Origin of the sequence: Bacillus sp. 007/AIA-02/001 (genome assembly GCF_004634455.1) — a bacterium.
GTDB classification, from domain to species: domain Bacteria; phylum Bacillota; class Bacilli; order Bacillales; family Bacillaceae_G; genus Bacillus_A; species Bacillus_A cereus.
The window spans coordinates 710,513-727,107 of record NZ_SEIY01000002.1; the positions used below are offsets into that span (position 1 = coordinate 710,513).

The following is a 16,595-nucleotide window of genomic DNA, read 5'->3' on the forward strand; positions in this document are numbered from 1 at the left end:
AGGGGTAGTAAAGAATGCCTAACAGTCAAAAGATTCGTCATTCGTTATCATCTGCGCAGTCTGGTATGTGGTTTGCGCAACAATTAGATCCGCTTAATCCAATTTACAATACTGGGGAATATGTAGAAATAAACGGAAATATTCATCAAGAAATTTTCGAATTAGCTGTACGTAAAGTTGTAATGGAAGCAGAAGCACTTCATGTTCGCTTCGAGGAGGATGAAATTGGCCCATGGCAAGTTATTGAAGAATCACAGTTTCATATGCATTTTATTGACGTTCGGAAAGAAGAAAACCCTGAAGAAGCTGCTAAAGTATGGATGAAAAATGATTTATCTATGCCAGTCGATTTGAAAAAAGATACATTATTTACTGAAGCACTTATTCAAGTTGAAAATAATCGTTTCTTTTGGTATCAGCGCATCCATCACATTGTGATGGATGGCTATGGATTTTCACTTCTTAGCCAAAAAGTGGCGAATGAGTATACATCACTTATAGAAGAAACAAACAAGAATGAAAAGCCGTTTGGTTCTCTTACAAAAGTCGTGCAAGAAGATATTGAGTATCGTGAGTCTAAAAAATTTCAGGAAGATCGTACTTTTTGGTTAGAAAAATTTGCGGATGAACCAGAAGTTGTAAGCTTGGCAGAGCGAGCACCGAGAACATCAAATGGATTTTCACGAGAAACAGCTTATTTATCTAGTTCTAGCACGAAAACTTTATTAGAAGATATCAATATTTCGTTAACAAGTTGGCCGGAATTCATTGTCGCTGTAACAAGTATTTATATGCATAAGTTAACAGGTGCAAATGATATTGTTTTAGGTTTACCGATGATGGGACGTCTAGGTTCGGTATCTATTCATACACCAAGTATGGTAATGAATTTAGTGCCACTTCGTATTACAGTAACTCCAAATATAACTCTTGCGGAATTATTGCAGCAAGTTTCTAAAGCAATCCGAGATGTACGTCGCCATTATAAATACCGTCATGAGGAATTAAGAAGAGACTTAAAGTTACTAGGTGAAAATCAAAGGTTGTTTGGACCGTTAGTGAATGTTATGCCTTTTGATTACGGGCTAAATTTTGCTGGAAATCGTGGTATTACGCATAATTTATCAGCAGGACCTGTCGATGATTTATCAATAAATGTATATAAACGTTTTGATCAAAATGAGCTAATGATTCATTTTGATGCAAATCCTGAAGTATATAATGGCGCGGAGCTAGCATTGCATAAAGAAAGATTTATGAGTCTATTTGAATTAGTAGTAAATAATTATGAGAAAAACGAGTCGATTGGAAAAATAAACATTACTCTGCCTGAAGAAAATCATAAAGTTTTATTGGAATGGAATGAAACGAAGGAAGACGATGAGTTAATCAGTCTGCCTATATCATTTGAAAAACAAGTGCAAAAAAATCCCAATAAACTAGCCATTACTTGTGACGGTGTAAACCTTACGTATAAAGAGCTAAATGAACGAGCGAATGAACTAGCACATTATTTAGTAGAAGAAGGAATACGACCAAACCAGTTTGTAGCTTTAGTATTCCCTAGATCAATAGAAATGGTAGTTAGTATGCTAGCAGTCTTAAAGGCTGGTGCAGCGTATTTACCAATAGATCCAGAATACCCAGCAGAAAGAATTAATTATATAGTAAATGATGCAAAACCAGTTTGTATCATAACACATTCATCTGTTTCATCTAAGTTAGTTATAGAAAATGATATGAAAAAAATTGTATTAGATGAAGAAGAAACGAAACTAGCGTTACATACATATTCTCGTATGAATATAGCATGTAAGAATGATGTATCACTTTTAAACCCAGCCTATACAATATATACTTCAGGCTCAACAGGAAACCCAAAAGGTGTAATTGTTCCTATGAGAGGTTTAAGTAACTTTTTAATGGCTATGCAACAAAAGTTTTCATTAAATGAAAATGATCATTTATTAGCAGTTACAACGTTTGCGTTTGATATTTCTGCTCTAGAAATTTATTTACCTCTTATTAGTGGTGCAAGTTTAACAATTGCGCAAAAAGAAGACATACAAGAGCCATCAGCATTAACGACACTTTTACAAGAAGAAAGAGTGACCATTATGCAGGCTACACCGACGCTTTGGCAGGCGTTAGTAACTGATTATCCAGAGAAGCTACAAGGGCTAAATATACTAGTTGGTGGTGAAGCTCTTCCAGCGCATTTAGCAAATAAATTAAAAGAATTAGGTTGCTCAATAACTAATTTATATGGACCAACTGAAACGACGATTTGGTCTACTTTTATGAACATTGATGAAGGTGAAAAGGGTATACCTCCTATTGGAAAGCCAATTTGCAATACAGAAGTGTATGTATTGGATGCAGGGTTACAACCAGTTCCACCTGGAGTTATTGGGGAATTATATATTGCAGGGGAGGGACTTGCAAGCGGATATTTAGGAAAACCTGAGTTAACAGCTGAACGGTTTATTGCAAATCCTTATGGAGAATCAGGGAAGCGCATGTACCGTACAGGAGATCTTGTGAAATGGCGTAGTGATGGTGCGTTAGAGTACATTAGTCGCGCAGATCATCAAATTAAAATTCGTGGATTCCGAATTGAATTAGCTGAAATTGAAACGGTATTACAACGACATGAAAATATTCAACAAGCGGTAGTAATGGTACGAGAAGATCGTCCAAATGATAAACGCATCATTGCGTATATCGTTGCAGAAGAAAAGGAACCGATTAATCTTTCAGAAATTCGTTCTTATGTTTCAGAAAGTTTAGCGAATTATATGATACCATCGGCATTTGTTGTGCTAGAAGAATTACCATTAACGCCAAATGGTAAGGTTGACAGAAAGAAATTACCTGCTCCTGATTTTAATGGAATGCACAATGAGAGAGTTGCTAGAAATCCGAAAGAAGAAATATTATGTGATTTATTTGCAGAAGTACTTGGTGTTTCTCGAATTAGCATTGATGATAATTTCTTTGAAATGGGTGGACATTCACTTCTCGCATCTCGTTTAATGGCAAGAATTCGTGAAACGTTAAGTGTGGAATTAGGAATCGGGAAACTATTTGAATCACCAACTGTTGCCGAACTGGCGAAACAATTAAACGATGCAAAAAGCGCAAGACCAGCTATTCAGAAAGCAAGTAGGCCAAATGAAGTTCCACTTTCATTTGCACAGCGCAGGTTATGGTTCTTAAATTGTTTAGAAGGTCCAAGTCCTACTTATAATATTCCGCTAGTCATTCGTATGAATGGAATATTGAATCGGGAAGCATTACAAGGTGCTTTTTATGATGTAGTTGAGAAACATGAAACACTTAGAACAATTTTCCCTAACGTATTAGGTAGTTCCTATCAGAGAATTTTAGATATGGAAAACTTAAATCTAGAAATGGTTATAACTAATACATGTAAAGATGAATTAGAAAGTGTACTTTCAGAGGCGGTAAGATATAGCTTTAACCTCGATTTTGAGCCGGTAGTTCGTTTACAACTTTTTACAGTGAGTGAAAACGAACATGTATTATTAATTTTATTACATCATATTGTAGGTGATGGCTGGTCATTACAGCCGTTAACGAGAGATTTTACAGTGGCGTATAAAGCACGATGTCAAGGTGACAGAGTTCAGCTGGAGACACTACCAGTTCAATACGCGGATTATGCACTTTGGCAACAGCAATTGCTAGGTGATGAAACGACACCAGAGAGTCTTATTTCAACACAATTAGATTTTTGGAAAGAAGAACTTAAAGGTTTACCAGACCAAATGGAGTTACCTACAGATTTCCAGCGTCCAATTGAGACGAGTTACCGCGGGGAAACAATTCATTTTCATATAGATGAAGGTATGCATAGTAGGTTAGTAGAGCTTGCACGTAAAAATGGAGTTAGTTTGTTTATGGTATTGCAAGCAGGGCTTAGTGCACTATTTACAAGATTAGGTGCAGGCACTGATATACCAATTGGAAGTCCGATTGCTGGAAGAAATGATGATGTACTTTCAGATATTGTTGGTTTATTTGTAAATACATTAGTGTTACGTACAAATACGTCAGGAGATCCAAGTTTTAAAGAATTATTAAATAGAGTGAAGCAGGTAAATCTTGCAGCTTATGAAAATCAAGATGTTCCATTTGAAAGGCTTGTTGAAGTGTTAAATCCAGTACGTACTCGAAACAGCCACCCGTTGTTTCAAGTTATGTTAGCTTTTCAAAATACACCAGAAGCAACGTTTCATGTACCAGGTTTAGAAGCGAGCCTTGAAATTCAAAGCGTCGGTTCTGCAAAATTTGATTTAACATTTGAAATTAGTGAGAGTAACGGGGTTGATGGTACTCCGAACGGTTTACATGGATTACTAGAGTTTAGTACCGATTTATATAAACGTGAAACGGTTCAAAAACTAATAGAACGATTCATTTTGTTATTAGATGATGCAGCTACAAATCCGGATCAATCAATTGGCAGATTAGAAATATTAACTGTAACAGAGAAAAATACAGTGTTAGAAAAGTGGAATGGTGGTTTTCAAATTGCACCAGAAATGACATTGCCACAATTGTTTGAAAAGCAGGTTTATATAAATCCAAATTCTATTGCTGTTGTCTTTGAAGATAAGAAATTAACTTATGAAGAGTTAAATAGAAAAGCAAATAAAATAGCTCGATTCCTAATAGCAAAAGGGATTGGTCCTGATCAACTCGTTGCTTTAGCGATGCCAAGATCATTAAACATGGTTGTAAGCTTATTAGCTGTTCTTAAAGCTGGTGCTGGATATCTTCCGTTAGATCCAGATTACCCAGCAGACCGCATTTCATTTATGCTACACGATGCGAAACCAACATGTGTTTTAACGAATTCAGAAGTGGAAATTGAATGTGATGAGGCACTAAAAGTTTTAGTTGATGATGTAAAAGTAATAGCAGAAGTTGAGAAATATAGTGAAGAAAATATTGATGAAGTGGAACGCATTAAGCCATTATCTCCATTACATATTGCTTACGTTATTTATACGTCAGGCTCAACGGGTAGACCGAAAGGCGTTATGATACCTCATCAAAATGTAGTAAGACTTTTAGGAGCAACTGATCATTGGTTCCAGTTTGACGGAAACGATGTTTGGACGATGTTCCATTCATACGCTTTTGATTTCTCTGTTTGGGAAATTTGGGGACCTTTATTATACGGAGGGCGTTTAGTTGTAGTGCCACATACTGTAAGTCGCTCACCGAAAGAATTTTTACAGCTTCTTGTTAAAGAAAAGGTTACGGTTTTAAATCAAACTCCATCAGCGTTCTATCAATTGATGCAAGCAGATCGTGAAAATGAAGAGATTGGCCAAAAATTATCTTTACGATATGTTGTTTTTGGAGGAGAAGCACTTGAGCTAAGTCGCTTAGAAGATTGGTATAGTCGACATCCTCATAACGCACCAAAGCTTATTAATATGTACGGTATTACGGAGACGACAGTACATGTTAGTTATATTGAATTAGATGAAACTATAGTCTCTTTACGAGCAAATAGTTTAATTGGGTGCAGTATACCTGACCTTAAAGTGTATGTGTTAGACAACTATTTACAACCAGTGCCACCTGGAGTAGTTGGAGAAATGTATGTTGCAGGTGCAGGGCTTGCGCGTGGATATTTAGGAAGAGCAGGATTAACGGCTGAACGCTTTATCGCAGATCCATTTGGAAAGCCAGGTACAAGAATGTATCGTACAGGAGACTTAGCTCGCTGGCGTAAAGATGGGACGCTAGATTATATAGGACGTGCAGATCATCAAATAAAAATTCGTGGGTTCCGAATTGAATTAGGAGAAATAGAAGCAGTCATAATGAAGCACCCTAAAGTTGAGCAAGTAGCCGTTATTGTACGGGAAGATCAACCAGGGGATAAACGGTTAGTTTCTTATATCGTTGCATCAAATAATGAAGCGATTGATACGAATGAAATGCGTCAGTTTGCTAGTGGTAGTTTACCAGATTATATGGTTCCATACGCTTTTGTAGTAGTAAATGAGTTACCTTTAACTCCAAACGGTAAATTAGATAGAAAGGCATTGCCAGCTCCAGAATTTATCGCATCATCTTCTAGTCGTGGTCCAAGAACACCGCAAGAAGAAATGTTATGTGACTTGTTTACAGAAGTGCTAAGTGTACCTCAAATTGGAATTGATGACGGATTCTTTGATCTTGGTGGCCATTCACTCCTTGCAGTGCAGCTTATGAGCCGCATGAAAGAGGCGCTTGGAGTGGAACTAAACATTGGCACTTTATTTGCAGCACCGACTGTTGCAGGGTTAGCTGAAAGACTTGAGATGGGGAATGGTCAAAGTGCACTTGATGTGTTGCTTCCATTACGAGCAAGCGGGGATCAATTACCACTATTTTGTGTACATCCAGCAGGTGGATTAAGTTGGTGCTATGCAGGACTTATGAAATCTTTAGGAAAAGATTATCCAATCTATGGTGTACAAGCACGTGGTATTGCTAAAAATGAAGAACTTCCAAAAAGTTTAGAGGAGATGGCGGCGGATTACTTGAAACATGTTCGTGAAGTACAGCCTTATGGACCATATCGTTTATTAGGTTGGTCGCTTGGAGGAAATGTTGTGCATGCAATGGCGGCGCAACTACAAAATGAAGGGGAAGAAGTAGAATTACTCGTTATGCTTGATTCTTATCCTGGACACTTCTTACCGAATACGGAAGCGCCTACTGAAGAGGAAGCGTTAATCGCATTACTTGCTTTAGGCGGATATGACCCAGATAACATGGATGGTAAACCACTTACAATGGAAAGTGCAGTTGAAATCCTTCGTAAAGATGGAAGTGCATTAGCAAGTCTTGAAGAAGAGACTATATTGAACTTGAAAGAAACATATGTAAATTCAGTAGGGTTGTTAGGGAAATATGTACCGAAAGTTTATAACGGAGATATCTTATTCTTTAGATCTACTGTTATACCAGACTGGTTTGATCCTATTTCTCCAAATACGTGGCTAAATTATTTAGATGGGCAAATTGTGCAGCACGATATTGATTGTAGACATAAAGATCTATGTCAGCCAGGTCCACTTACGGAAATTGGACAAGTATTAGCGAAATATTTGCAGAATAAGAAAGGGGTAAGTAGAGTATGACGAATCCATTTGAAAATGATAATTACACATATAAAGTATTAATAAATGAGGAGGGCCAGTATTCTCTCTGGCCTGCTTTTCTCGATGTACCTATTGGCTGGAATGTCGTATATGAAGAAGCTAGTAGGCAGAGTTGCTTAGAATATGTTGAATATAACTGGAAAGATTTGAATCCACAAGGTAATCAAGTTCGCGAAAAAACATTAGTAGGAAAACGATAATGAAAGAAAAACTAAATCCAAAAGTAGTTGTAAGTATCGTTTATATAACTGCGATGTTTATGGCTGCGATGGACGCAACGATTGTAAATGTAGCACTGCAAACGATAAGTAGAGAACTACAAGTACCTCCATCTGCAATGGGGACGGTGAATGTTGGATATTTAGTTAGTTTAGCTGTTTTCCTTCCGATTTCTGGTTGGTTAGGAGATCGTTTTGGTACGAAAAGAGTATTTTTAATTGCTCTTTTCGTATTTACAATTGCATCTGCTTTATGCGGAATGGCTAACGATATTACTTCATTGAATATTTTCCGTATTATTCAAGGTGCTGGCGGAGGGCTTTTAACACCGGTTGGAATGGCGATGTTATTTCGAACATTTTCACCCGAGGAAAGACCGAAGATTTCCCGGTTCATTATACTTCCAATTGCTGTAGCACCAGCAATTGGTCCTATCATCGGTGGTTTCTTTGTAGATCAAATGTCTTGGCGTTGGGCATTTTATATTAATCTACCGTTTGGAATCGTTGCATTGCTATTTGGACTTCTATTTTTAGCAGAACATGTTGAAAAATCAGCTGGTCGCTTTGATTCGCTCGGCTTTATTTTATCAGCACCAGGATTTGCGATGCTCATATATGCACTCAGCCAGGGACCATCAAAAGGGTGGATTTCTCCAGAAATTATGAGTACTGGGATAGCTGGGGTTGTATTCATTACATTGTTTATAATTGTAGAACTGAAAGTAAAGCAACCGATGTTAGATTTACGCTTATTAAAAGAACCAGTCTTTAGAAAGATGAGCATTATATCATTATTTTCATCAGCTGGTTTATTAGGAATGTTATTTGTTTTTCCTCTTATGTATCAAAATGTGATAGGAGTTTCTGCACTGGAATCAGGACTTACGACATTTCCAGAGGCGATTGGATTAATGATTTCTTCACAAATTGTACCATGGTCATATAAGAAATTAGGAGCTCGAAAGGTAATTTCTATTGGATTAATATGTACGGCGGTTATATTTGTTTTATTGAGTTTTGTAAATCACGATACGAATCCGTGGCAAATCCGGGCATTATTGTTTGGTATCGGTATTTTCTTAGGTCAATCTGTCGGTGCGGTTCAATTTTCTGCCTTTAACAATATCACGCCGCCTTCTATGGGGAGAGCGACTACTATATTCAATGTGCAAAATCGACTAGGTTCAGCAATAGGAGTAGCGGTTTTAGCTAGTATACTAGCTGGTTTTGGAGGTAATAACGTTCAATCCGATTTTTTACCATATCAAGCAGCATTAATTGGGTCAGCAATATTTTTGCTCATAGCACTACTATTTTCTTTACGTATTTCCGATAAAGAGGTAATGTCAAAGAAGAAAGAAAAAACATTATCTGTATCAGAAAAAGAGAAAGTACTTGTCAATGAATAACAATATACGTATGCTTTTTTATGAAAATTGATATTCGTTGAATAAAGGAGAGTTTACATGATAGAAAGTAAAGTTGTAGATTCTATTCCAACTTTGAATGAGAATGATTGTCAAATATGGTGGGCAAGAATTTCGGATTTACAATCATGGCATTACAATTTACTAAATGATATAGAGCGAGAGAAAGCAAATTCGTATCATCATTCGGCAGATCGAGCTCGTTTTATAATAGGTTGCGTAATAAGTAGATTAGTTCTCGGCAAGATACTTTCTATGTCACCAGTCCAAGTACCAATTGATCGAATGTGCTCAGTATGTAAATTGCAGCATGGAAGACCACAATTACCAGAAGGTATGCCGCAATTATCCGTTTCGCATTCAGGTGAGTGGGTTGTCGTTGCATTTACAAAATCTGCACCTGTTGGCATAGATGTAGAACAAATGAATCCAAGTATAGATGTTATGAAAATGGCAGAAGGTGTATTAACAGACATTGAAATAGCGCAAGTTATGAAACTGCCAAATGAACAGAAAATAGAAGGTTTTTTAACATATTGGACTCGAAAAGAAGCGGTGCTGAAAGCGACAGGTGAAGGACTAATGATTCCACCAGTACATATTACAGTATCAGCTCCAAATGATCCTCCAAACTTGTTGGTTTTTAAGGATAGACAAGAGTTAGCAAGTAATACAATGATGGAAGATGTAAGGCCTAGTTTAGATTATAGGGCTTCTGTTGCAATATTCAGTAAGGAAGTGACTGAAATTACGCAATTAGACGCGGTAGCACTTTTAAATCTTAAATAAAAAAATTACAGAAGAGGTGTTCCTCATGTTAGTAGCGGAAAATAGAAAGAATGAATTCACTTATAATGTACAAGCAATTAAAAATATTTTATTTTCTGGAGATACATCATCCATTCATGCTTTAGAAAAGCTTTTAAATGATACAGTTCAGTTTGATGTTCTTGAACAAGAGGCACTTGGTAGACAGTACATTCCGAAAGAAGCAAAGAATTTCTTTGATAAAGATGGAACATTTCTTTACCGTGTATCTAATGTTAGTTATAAAGGAAAGGTGTTATCTGAAAATCTAATTTTTGCAGACACTTCGTTTTTACCGGACGCAATAAAGAGTGAATTAGAGAGTGGAAATATTCCTGTTGAAAAGCTTATAGAAAAGATGGAAGTAAGAAGAAACGTATTATATGAAGGATATCAGCCATCTGGAAATATTATTGAATTGTTTGATGGATGTTCTGTTACAGCGAATGTGTATCCAACTAGAAAGTATCAAATTGTAAGTAACTGCAAATGTGTATTTTATATTTGTGAAGTGTATCATGCAGAGAATATAAAGCAATTGCTTAAATAAAAACAAGAAACCAGCCTATAAAATGGCTGGTTTCTTGTTTTTATTTAACAGCTTCTTTTAATTCTTTACCCGCTTTAAATGCAGGAACTTTACCAGCGGCGATTTGAATTTCTTCGCCAGTTTGCGGATTACGTCCTGTACGAGCAGATCTTTCGCGTACTTCAAAAGTTCCAAACCCGATTAGTTGAACTTTATCTCCAGATTGTAATGCATTAGCAATTGTGTCAAATACGGATTGTACAGCTGCAGAAGCGTCCTTTTGAGAAATATCAGCTGATTGAGCTACGTTTTTAATTAATTCTGTTTTGTTCATGTTTTCACCTCATAAAAAAATTTTTGGAATGAATGTTTTAGTATAATAGATAGTAAAGATAAAGCTATCACTATGATTAGAAAGAATACTATATAATTATGTTAATTTCGTTGCAAGAGACTGAATCCCTTCTATTATTTAGGGATTAATTAAGAATCGATGCATATAAAAAGCTTTAATATGAGGATGAGGGGGAGTATACGAATGATTTTTCGTGAAAAAAATGAGAAGGAAAGTATTTTAATTCGTCAACATAATCATGGTTTTTTAGCTGGAGAGATTGCAAAGCATATAAAAGAAGACTTTTTTGAAGATAAAACATATTTAAAAGAAACAGTTGATGCAATATATGAGCATGACAGAGGATGGATAGAGCTTGATAAAGTACCAATTTTGAATGATGCTAAAAATATTCCATATACATTTATGGATTGTCCAAGCCCATTACGTTTTGTTTTTTATACGATTGGATTGAATGAAATTGAAAATTCTAATCCATACGGGGCATTGCTTTGTAGTAAACATTTTTTATCATTTCCACTAAACGAGGAAGATGAAGAGATGATGTCATTTTATAAACATGAATTAGAACGACAAAAAAGAATTTTGAAAACGTTAACAAAGGAACAGTTTGCGATGTTCGATAAGCATTATAGATTATTAAAGTTTTGTGATGAACTTTCTTTATACGTATGTATGAATAAGCCTGGTGTCAAAAAGAAAGATGAAATTGACTTATTTAAAGATGGTTTTGAAGGAACAGAAATGTTTAATAGTAAAGAGGAGAAACTTATTCAAGCTGAATGGGTGGACGAGGAAACAATTCGGATTACACCATTTCCATTTCAAACGGAATTTTATACGTATGTAAAATATAAAACGATAAATAAGCATGAAATGAAAGAAAAAGGGATTGCAAAGGCTGATAGAGAATCAGAAATGAAGAAACAAACCATTCGTTTCATACAATAAGGAGGTAATATAAATTGAAAGATTATATATTAAAACAGTGTGATTACCATGCTTGGGCTAATACTAGATTATTCAATCGATTAAAAGAGTTACCAAACTATGAGACAATTTTTAATGAGCAGATACAGAGTGTATTCCCATCCATTAAGGATACTTTTGTGCATATTTATATTACAGATCAAGTGTGGTTACATATATTGCATGGTAAAAGTATGAATGAAGCAATACAAGACCGAGAAGAGTTACGAAAACAAATTGAAACTAAATCGTTACATGAATTAGAAAAAATGTTTGAAAACATGGCAAATCAATATAAAGAGTTTTTAATTACAATACAAGATGTGAATGCTGTATTTGTTATTGAGAATCCATACGTAGGGAAATTAGAAACTTCGATTTTAGAATTAGTGCAACATGTCGTAAATCATGGTACATATCATAGAGGAAATATAACAGCGATGATTCGTCAACTTGGTCATTCATCGACAATGATGGATTTTGTACTGTATTTACATATGGTTAAAAAGCAGGGAGAGTAATATAGTTTGTAAGAAGGAGAGGCTTTAATTATAGAAGTCTCTCCTTCTATTTTATTCTGCATTCATGGTAGATCGACTGATTAAAGTTTTCTTAAGAAGCTTTATTTTCTTGTAATTGCTTAGCGTATTGTACAGCCTTATATGCATTGACTCTACCGTTTTTCCAGTACGTACCTGTACCACTAATTTTATCAGTAGTAGACTCAATAATTTGGCGGATTTGTGTATTGCTATATCCTTGATTTGCTAAAAGAGCTGCGACTCCTGCAACATGAGGTGTTGCCATAGATGTACCACTTAATGATTGATACGTGCTTCCTTTATATGTTGAATATATATTTGAACCTGGTGCTGCAACATCTACCCAGCTACCATAAGTAGAGAATGAAGATTTTCTATCTGATTGATCTGTAGAAGCAACTGCAATTACTTCGCTGTAATAAGCAGGGTAATTAGCTTTTGTATTTCCAGCATTTCCAGCAGCTGCAACTATAACAGAGCCTTTATTCCATGCATATTGAACGGCTTGTTGTAATGCAGTACCACCATTTGGAGCTCCTAAACTTAAACTAATTACTTTTGCACCCGAATCAGCAGCTTCTCGAATACCTTGCGCTACAGCATCAAGAGTACCACTTCCTTGATTATCTAATACGCGGACAGCATAAATTGAAGTTTGTGGGGCAACACCAGCAATTCCGACGCTGTTATTCGTAAGTGCTCCAGTAATTCCAGCGCAATGTGTACCATGACCATTACCATCATCAGATGTATTGTCGTTATCAACATAATCATGCCCGTAAATTACTTTCGAAGCCAGATCAGGGTGTGAGCCTTGAACTCCTGTATCAATAATAGCTACTTTTACACCAGGATCACTTCGTTGGCTATCCCAAGCTTGTGGAGCTTGAATCTTTTGTAACCCGTATTGATTATTAAAATATGGGTCGTTTGGAGTCCAAAAGGCGTGAACGTAATAATTCGGTTCTGCATATTCCACATCTGGATTATTTTTATAGCTCTTTATTTTTTCTTTTACAGTACCTTTTGAAAATTGTACGACTTCAAAACCTAACTTATCATCTTTAGATAAGACATTAGCTCCGACAGATTTATGAAAAGATTGCACATTACTTAAAGATGCATTTTGTTTGAACTTAACGATTAATTGGTTAGGAACGTAATCAGTAGATGATGTTTCAGCGCTTGAAGTATTCGTGTTAAAGAAGAAACCACCAATAATAAATGACAAAACAGATAGGAAAACGATGATTTTGTTTTTCAAAAGATTTTTCCTCCCTTTTCTTGGATGAGTTTTTCAGTGACACCTTAATGTCGCATTCCTTTTCAACTATATAGTTAAACCATACGATTTATGACATTTATGTGAAAAACTTTTGAAGGAATAAAAAGGAGTAAATATTGATATAAATATATTTTTAATGATAGTAATTAAGTAAAAGAGGGGATGAAAAAAGGAACGCTCATCATGTATGAGTCATTCCTTTTTTCATAGATTAACTTGCCTGTTTTTTATTATTTTCTTTCAATTTCTCTGCTTGTAAAAAGCGATTCGTTTCAGCAACAACAATACTACTTAATCCAATTAGACCAATCAAGTTTGGAATTGCCATAAGTCCATTTGCAATATCAGCAAATGTCCATACGATTCCTAGCTTTAAATTAGCACCAATTGCAATCATAACAATAAAGATTGCTTTATAATATTTAACTGCACTTTCTCCGAATAAATAAGCTACACATTTTTCTCCATAATACGACCAGCCTAAAATAGTAGAGTAGGCAAATAAAATAATTGCGATACCGAGAATCATACTACCAGCAGTACCAAATACAGATTGGAATGCAAGTGTTGTAGCTTCAACGCCAGTTTTACCAGATCTCCAAGCACCTGTAGTAATTAATACTAGTCCTGTAATTGTACATACAATAAACGTATCTAGAAAAGTACCAGTCATTGAAACTAAAGCTTGCTTTGCAGGCGAATCAGTTTTTGCCGCCGCCGCGGCAATAGGGGCACTCCCTAAACCAGCTTCGTTCGCAAATACACCACGCGCCATTCCGATTTGAATAGCTGATGCAACTGTTGCCCCAATAAAACCACCAGCAGCTGCTGTACCATTAAATGCACCAGAAAAAATAAGTGAAAAAGCTTCTGGAATTTGTTCGTAGTGATAGAAAATAATTATAAGACCAGCAATTATATAAAAGAAAGCTTTAATAGGAACGACATATCCCGTCACTTTCCCAATTTTTTTTACACCGCCTAAAATAACAATTGCGATTAAAAATGACATTACTATACCAGTTAAAGCAGGAGGGAAAGAGAAATTAATTCGCATTGCCTCTGCAACTGAGTTAGATTGCACCATATTACCAATACCGAAAGAAGCAGTTGTGCCGAATATAGCGAATAATACTGCCAGCCATTTCTTACCTAAACCATGCTCTAAATAATACATTGGTCCACCTGAATATTCACCATTTTCATTACTAACACGGTATTTCACTGCAAGTATTGCCTCGGCATACTTTGTTGCCATACCGAATAAAGCGGTAATCCACATCCAAAATATTGCACCAGGACCACCAATTGTAACAGCTGTTGCAACACCGGCTATATTTCCCATACCAATCGTTGCGGCCATAGCTGTCATAAGTGCTTGGAAGTGACTAATATCTCCAGAAGAAGAGGTATCTTCTGATTTTTTAAATGCTAGTTTGTGAGCGTATAATAGTTTACTAAACTGTAAACCTTTTAAACGCACTGTGAGAATGATACCTGTTCCAACGAGTAGCAACAAAGTTGGTAATCCCCACACGTATTGATTCATTTGTTCTAATACTTTACTTACTGTCTCCATCTTTATTCTCCTTTATTTAGAAAAAATAAAAACCACTTCAAGTAAATGAAATGGTCTCTGGAGAAACAAGGGATAGAAAAATAAACCGATACAAATCGGCATTTTCTTTCGCTTGTCTCTGTCCTTTTACCTGAGAGATTATCCGCTATAGTAGCGGATTTGCTCCTTCGGTGCTCGTTTTCCTCCGCGCTCTATGAAAGCGAGAGGGAGTCTCTCCAGAGATTCGTCCCCATGCAGTTCTACTTGTAACCAAGACCTGAGAGTTTCAAAGCTGGTATAACAACTTTTTGCCCCGTCGGTAGATCAATAGACCTTCTCCTGAATGGTTCATCCGAATTATAAAGTTTATAAACACATTGATTGTAAATCAATAAAAATATTATAGACATACAAATTGTGAATTGCAATCATTTTTTATTTTAAAATAGTAAATAGTTTTATTTTTTTGTAAGTCCTAATTTATCTTCAACTTCATTTAAAGTAGATAAAGCGATGACAATATGTTGATCCGCAAGTCCTAAAGCTTGTTTTGTTTTTTCAATAGTTTCATCGGTTGGAGTAGAGTTATTTGCTCCGTCTATAATTAAATTTGCTGCATTTTTCATGAAATTTGATGCGGATTTAAACTGAGTTGTGAACTGAAGTAGTTGTTTTTGTATATCTATATCTGTTATGTTTTCTTCAATTTTAAGCGTGTCTATTTCGTTCATAATTGTTTCGTACTGCTTGGAAACAGCACTCATTGTAACTAATAGTTTATTTCGATCTACTGAATCTCCATTCGTGTTAATCTCTTCCCAGGCAGGTAACCAATCTTTTTCGATGATGTCATTATAATGAGTAGTCAATTCATTAATTTTAGGTTGTAATTTAGTTTTGAAAGTTTTTGTCTCCGCTGTTTCTACAGTTGCTTTTTCGTGGTTATTTTTAACATTAGTAACGTAGAAAATTGTACCAAAAATGATGAAAATAGAAATAACAACTGTCCATTTAGTAAAAAGTAATTTCTGCAATATGTAACGCCTCCAAAATTTAAAAACTTATAATTATAATATATAATAATAATGTTGTTTTAAGTAGAGAAAATAGGTTAGAAATAATTAAAATTATTTCTTCTCTATACATAAATAATTAAAGTTAGTAAAATGATGAAAGTTATATGTGAGAAAAGAGGGTTTTTAGTGAAAATGAATAGAAGAAAACTAGTTTCAAGTATTTCAATGGCTATGTTATTAGTTGGTGTAATTGCATTCATATTTATGAATAAAGAATCTAAAATTAAAGGTTTTCCAGTACCAATGTCAGCAATTCATATTAACGATGATAAGGAAGAGGACTATCAATATATAAGTGTAATGCCGATTACAAAGGCGAGTGGATGGGAGAACTTAGGGGAAAACGGGCATACTGTTAGTTTTAAAAAAGGGGAGCGGAAGGTAACAGTAGTACATTATCCAGGAGACATTACGTATTATTTATTTGAGAAAAAGATGAATAAGGGAGATTAGCTAAAGATGTAATTCATTAAGAGTTACATCTTTTTTTATTCTGAATCATTTGAAATTAAATTCGATAGATGTTTTGATAGATGTAGTGATAAATATGATTAGTTCTATATGTCTATAAAGAGTATTAGGGTGATTATAAAAATATTATGTGAACTAATTATTGTGAGAAGAAGATAAATT

12 protein-coding genes and 1 riboswitch are annotated in these 16,595 nt (G+C 35.3%); of the genes, 8 read left to right on the forward strand and 4 right to left on the reverse strand.

Translation table 11 applies throughout. The features are described 5' to 3' along the window. Positions 1-14 precede the first annotated feature (14 nt). From ES895_RS09075 to ES895_RS09095, 5 genes are read left to right on the forward strand one after another with little or no spacing between them, the layout of a single operon-like run. Positions 15-7,172, forward strand: coding sequence for an amino acid adenylation domain-containing protein (locus ES895_RS09075; protein ID WP_135238301.1), 7,158 nt, complete (start codon positions 15-17; stop codon positions 7,170-7,172). Beyond that, the gene (locus tag ES895_RS09080) at positions 7,169-7,393 is read left to right on the forward strand and encodes an MbtH family protein (RefSeq protein ID WP_000184059.1); all 225 of its coding nucleotides are present in this window, start codon (positions 7,169-7,171) and stop codon (positions 7,391-7,393) included. The genes ES895_RS09075 and ES895_RS09080 overlap by 4 nt, the downstream gene beginning before the upstream one ends. Continuing rightward, on the forward strand, positions 7,393-8,823 hold the full coding sequence (locus ES895_RS09085; protein ID WP_000660200.1) for an MDR family MFS transporter: 1,431 nt from the start codon (positions 7,393-7,395) through the stop codon (positions 8,821-8,823). The genes ES895_RS09080 and ES895_RS09085 overlap by 1 nt, the downstream gene beginning before the upstream one ends. Positions 8,824-8,880: 57 nt before the next feature. Continuing rightward, positions 8,881-9,630, forward strand: coding sequence for a 4'-phosphopantetheinyl transferase Sfp (sfp, locus tag ES895_RS09090; RefSeq protein WP_000573000.1), 750 nt, complete (start codon positions 8,881-8,883; stop codon positions 9,628-9,630). A 25-nt stretch (positions 9,631-9,655) separates the two neighbouring features. Continuing rightward, positions 9,656-10,198 (forward strand): hypothetical protein, encoded by a 543-nt coding sequence (locus ES895_RS09095; RefSeq protein WP_000959126.1) that lies wholly within the window; start codon positions 9,656-9,658, stop codon positions 10,196-10,198. A 40-nt stretch (positions 10,199-10,238) separates the two neighbouring features. On the opposite strand, the gene ES895_RS09100 is transcribed toward ES895_RS09095, so the two are convergent. Next, entirely contained in the window at positions 10,239-10,511 is a 273-nt protein-coding gene (locus ES895_RS09100) for an HU family DNA-binding protein (RefSeq protein WP_001043905.1), read from the reverse strand. Positions 10,512-10,715: 204 nt separating this feature from the next. Between ES895_RS09100 and ES895_RS09105 the strand changes: the two genes are divergently transcribed. Beyond that, entirely contained in the window at positions 10,716-11,483 is a 768-nt protein-coding gene (locus ES895_RS09105) for a DUF3891 family protein (protein WP_061139321.1), read from the forward strand. Between the two features lie 14 nt (positions 11,484-11,497). Further along, a complete protein-coding gene (locus ES895_RS09110; protein WP_000656271.1) occupies positions 11,498-12,022 on the forward strand; it encodes a DinB family protein in 525 nt (174 codons plus the stop codon). A 91-nt stretch (positions 12,023-12,113) separates the two neighbouring features. Here ES895_RS09110 and ES895_RS09115 read toward each other — a convergent pair whose 3' ends face one another. From ES895_RS09115 to ES895_RS09125, 3 genes are all read right to left on the reverse strand, one after another. Beyond that, the gene (locus ES895_RS09115; RefSeq protein ID WP_000790937.1) at positions 12,114-13,307 is read right to left on the reverse strand and encodes a S8 family peptidase; all 1,194 of its coding nucleotides are present in this window, start codon (positions 13,305-13,307) and stop codon (positions 12,114-12,116) included. Between the two features lie 232 nt (positions 13,308-13,539). Continuing rightward, a complete protein-coding gene (locus ES895_RS09120; protein ID WP_087875342.1) occupies positions 13,540-14,907 on the reverse strand; it encodes an alanine/glycine:cation symporter family protein in 1,368 nt (455 codons plus the stop codon). 108 nt (positions 14,908-15,015) lie between these two features. Then, a riboswitch (glycine riboswitch) is annotated at positions 15,016-15,136 on the reverse strand. A 208-nt stretch (positions 15,137-15,344) separates the two neighbouring features. After that, a complete protein-coding gene (locus ES895_RS09125; RefSeq protein ID WP_001170884.1) occupies positions 15,345-15,920 on the reverse strand; it encodes a hypothetical protein in 576 nt (191 codons plus the stop codon). A 132-nt stretch (positions 15,921-16,052) separates the two neighbouring features. On the opposite strand from ES895_RS09125, the gene ES895_RS09130 reads away from it, so the two are divergent. Further along, on the forward strand, positions 16,053-16,415 hold the full coding sequence (locus tag ES895_RS09130; RefSeq protein WP_002061304.1) for a hypothetical protein: 363 nt from the start codon (positions 16,053-16,055) through the stop codon (positions 16,413-16,415). Positions 16,416-16,595: the final 180 nt, after the last annotated feature.

Bases quoted from the DNA above. Each gene is read 5' to 3' on its own strand.
- ES895_RS09100 (WP_001043905.1), bottom strand. From the start codon at position 10,511: ATGAACAAAACAGAATTAATTAAAAACGTAGCTCAATCAGCTGATATT.
- ES895_RS09105 (WP_061139321.1), top strand. From the start codon at position 10,716: ATGATTTTTCGTGAAAAAAATGAGAAGGAAAGTATTTTAATTCGTCAA.
- ES895_RS09130 (WP_002061304.1), top strand. From the start codon at position 16,053: ATGATGAAAGTTATATGTGAGAAAAGAGGGTTTTTAGTGAAAATGAAT.
- ES895_RS09075 (WP_135238301.1), top strand. From the start codon at position 15: ATGCCTAACAGTCAAAAGATTCGTCATTCGTTATCATCTGCGCAGTCT.
- ES895_RS09095 (WP_000959126.1), top strand. From the start codon at position 9,656: ATGTTAGTAGCGGAAAATAGAAAGAATGAATTCACTTATAATGTACAA.
- sfp (WP_000573000.1), top strand. From the start codon at position 8,881: ATGATAGAAAGTAAAGTTGTAGATTCTATTCCAACTTTGAATGAGAAT.
- ES895_RS09120 (WP_087875342.1), bottom strand. From the start codon at position 14,907: ATGGAGACAGTAAGTAAAGTATTAGAACAAATGAATCAATACGTGTGG.
- ES895_RS09080 (WP_000184059.1), top strand. From the start codon at position 7,169: ATGACGAATCCATTTGAAAATGATAATTACACATATAAAGTATTAATA.
- ES895_RS09085 (WP_000660200.1), top strand. From the start codon at position 7,393: ATGAAAGAAAAACTAAATCCAAAAGTAGTTGTAAGTATCGTTTATATA.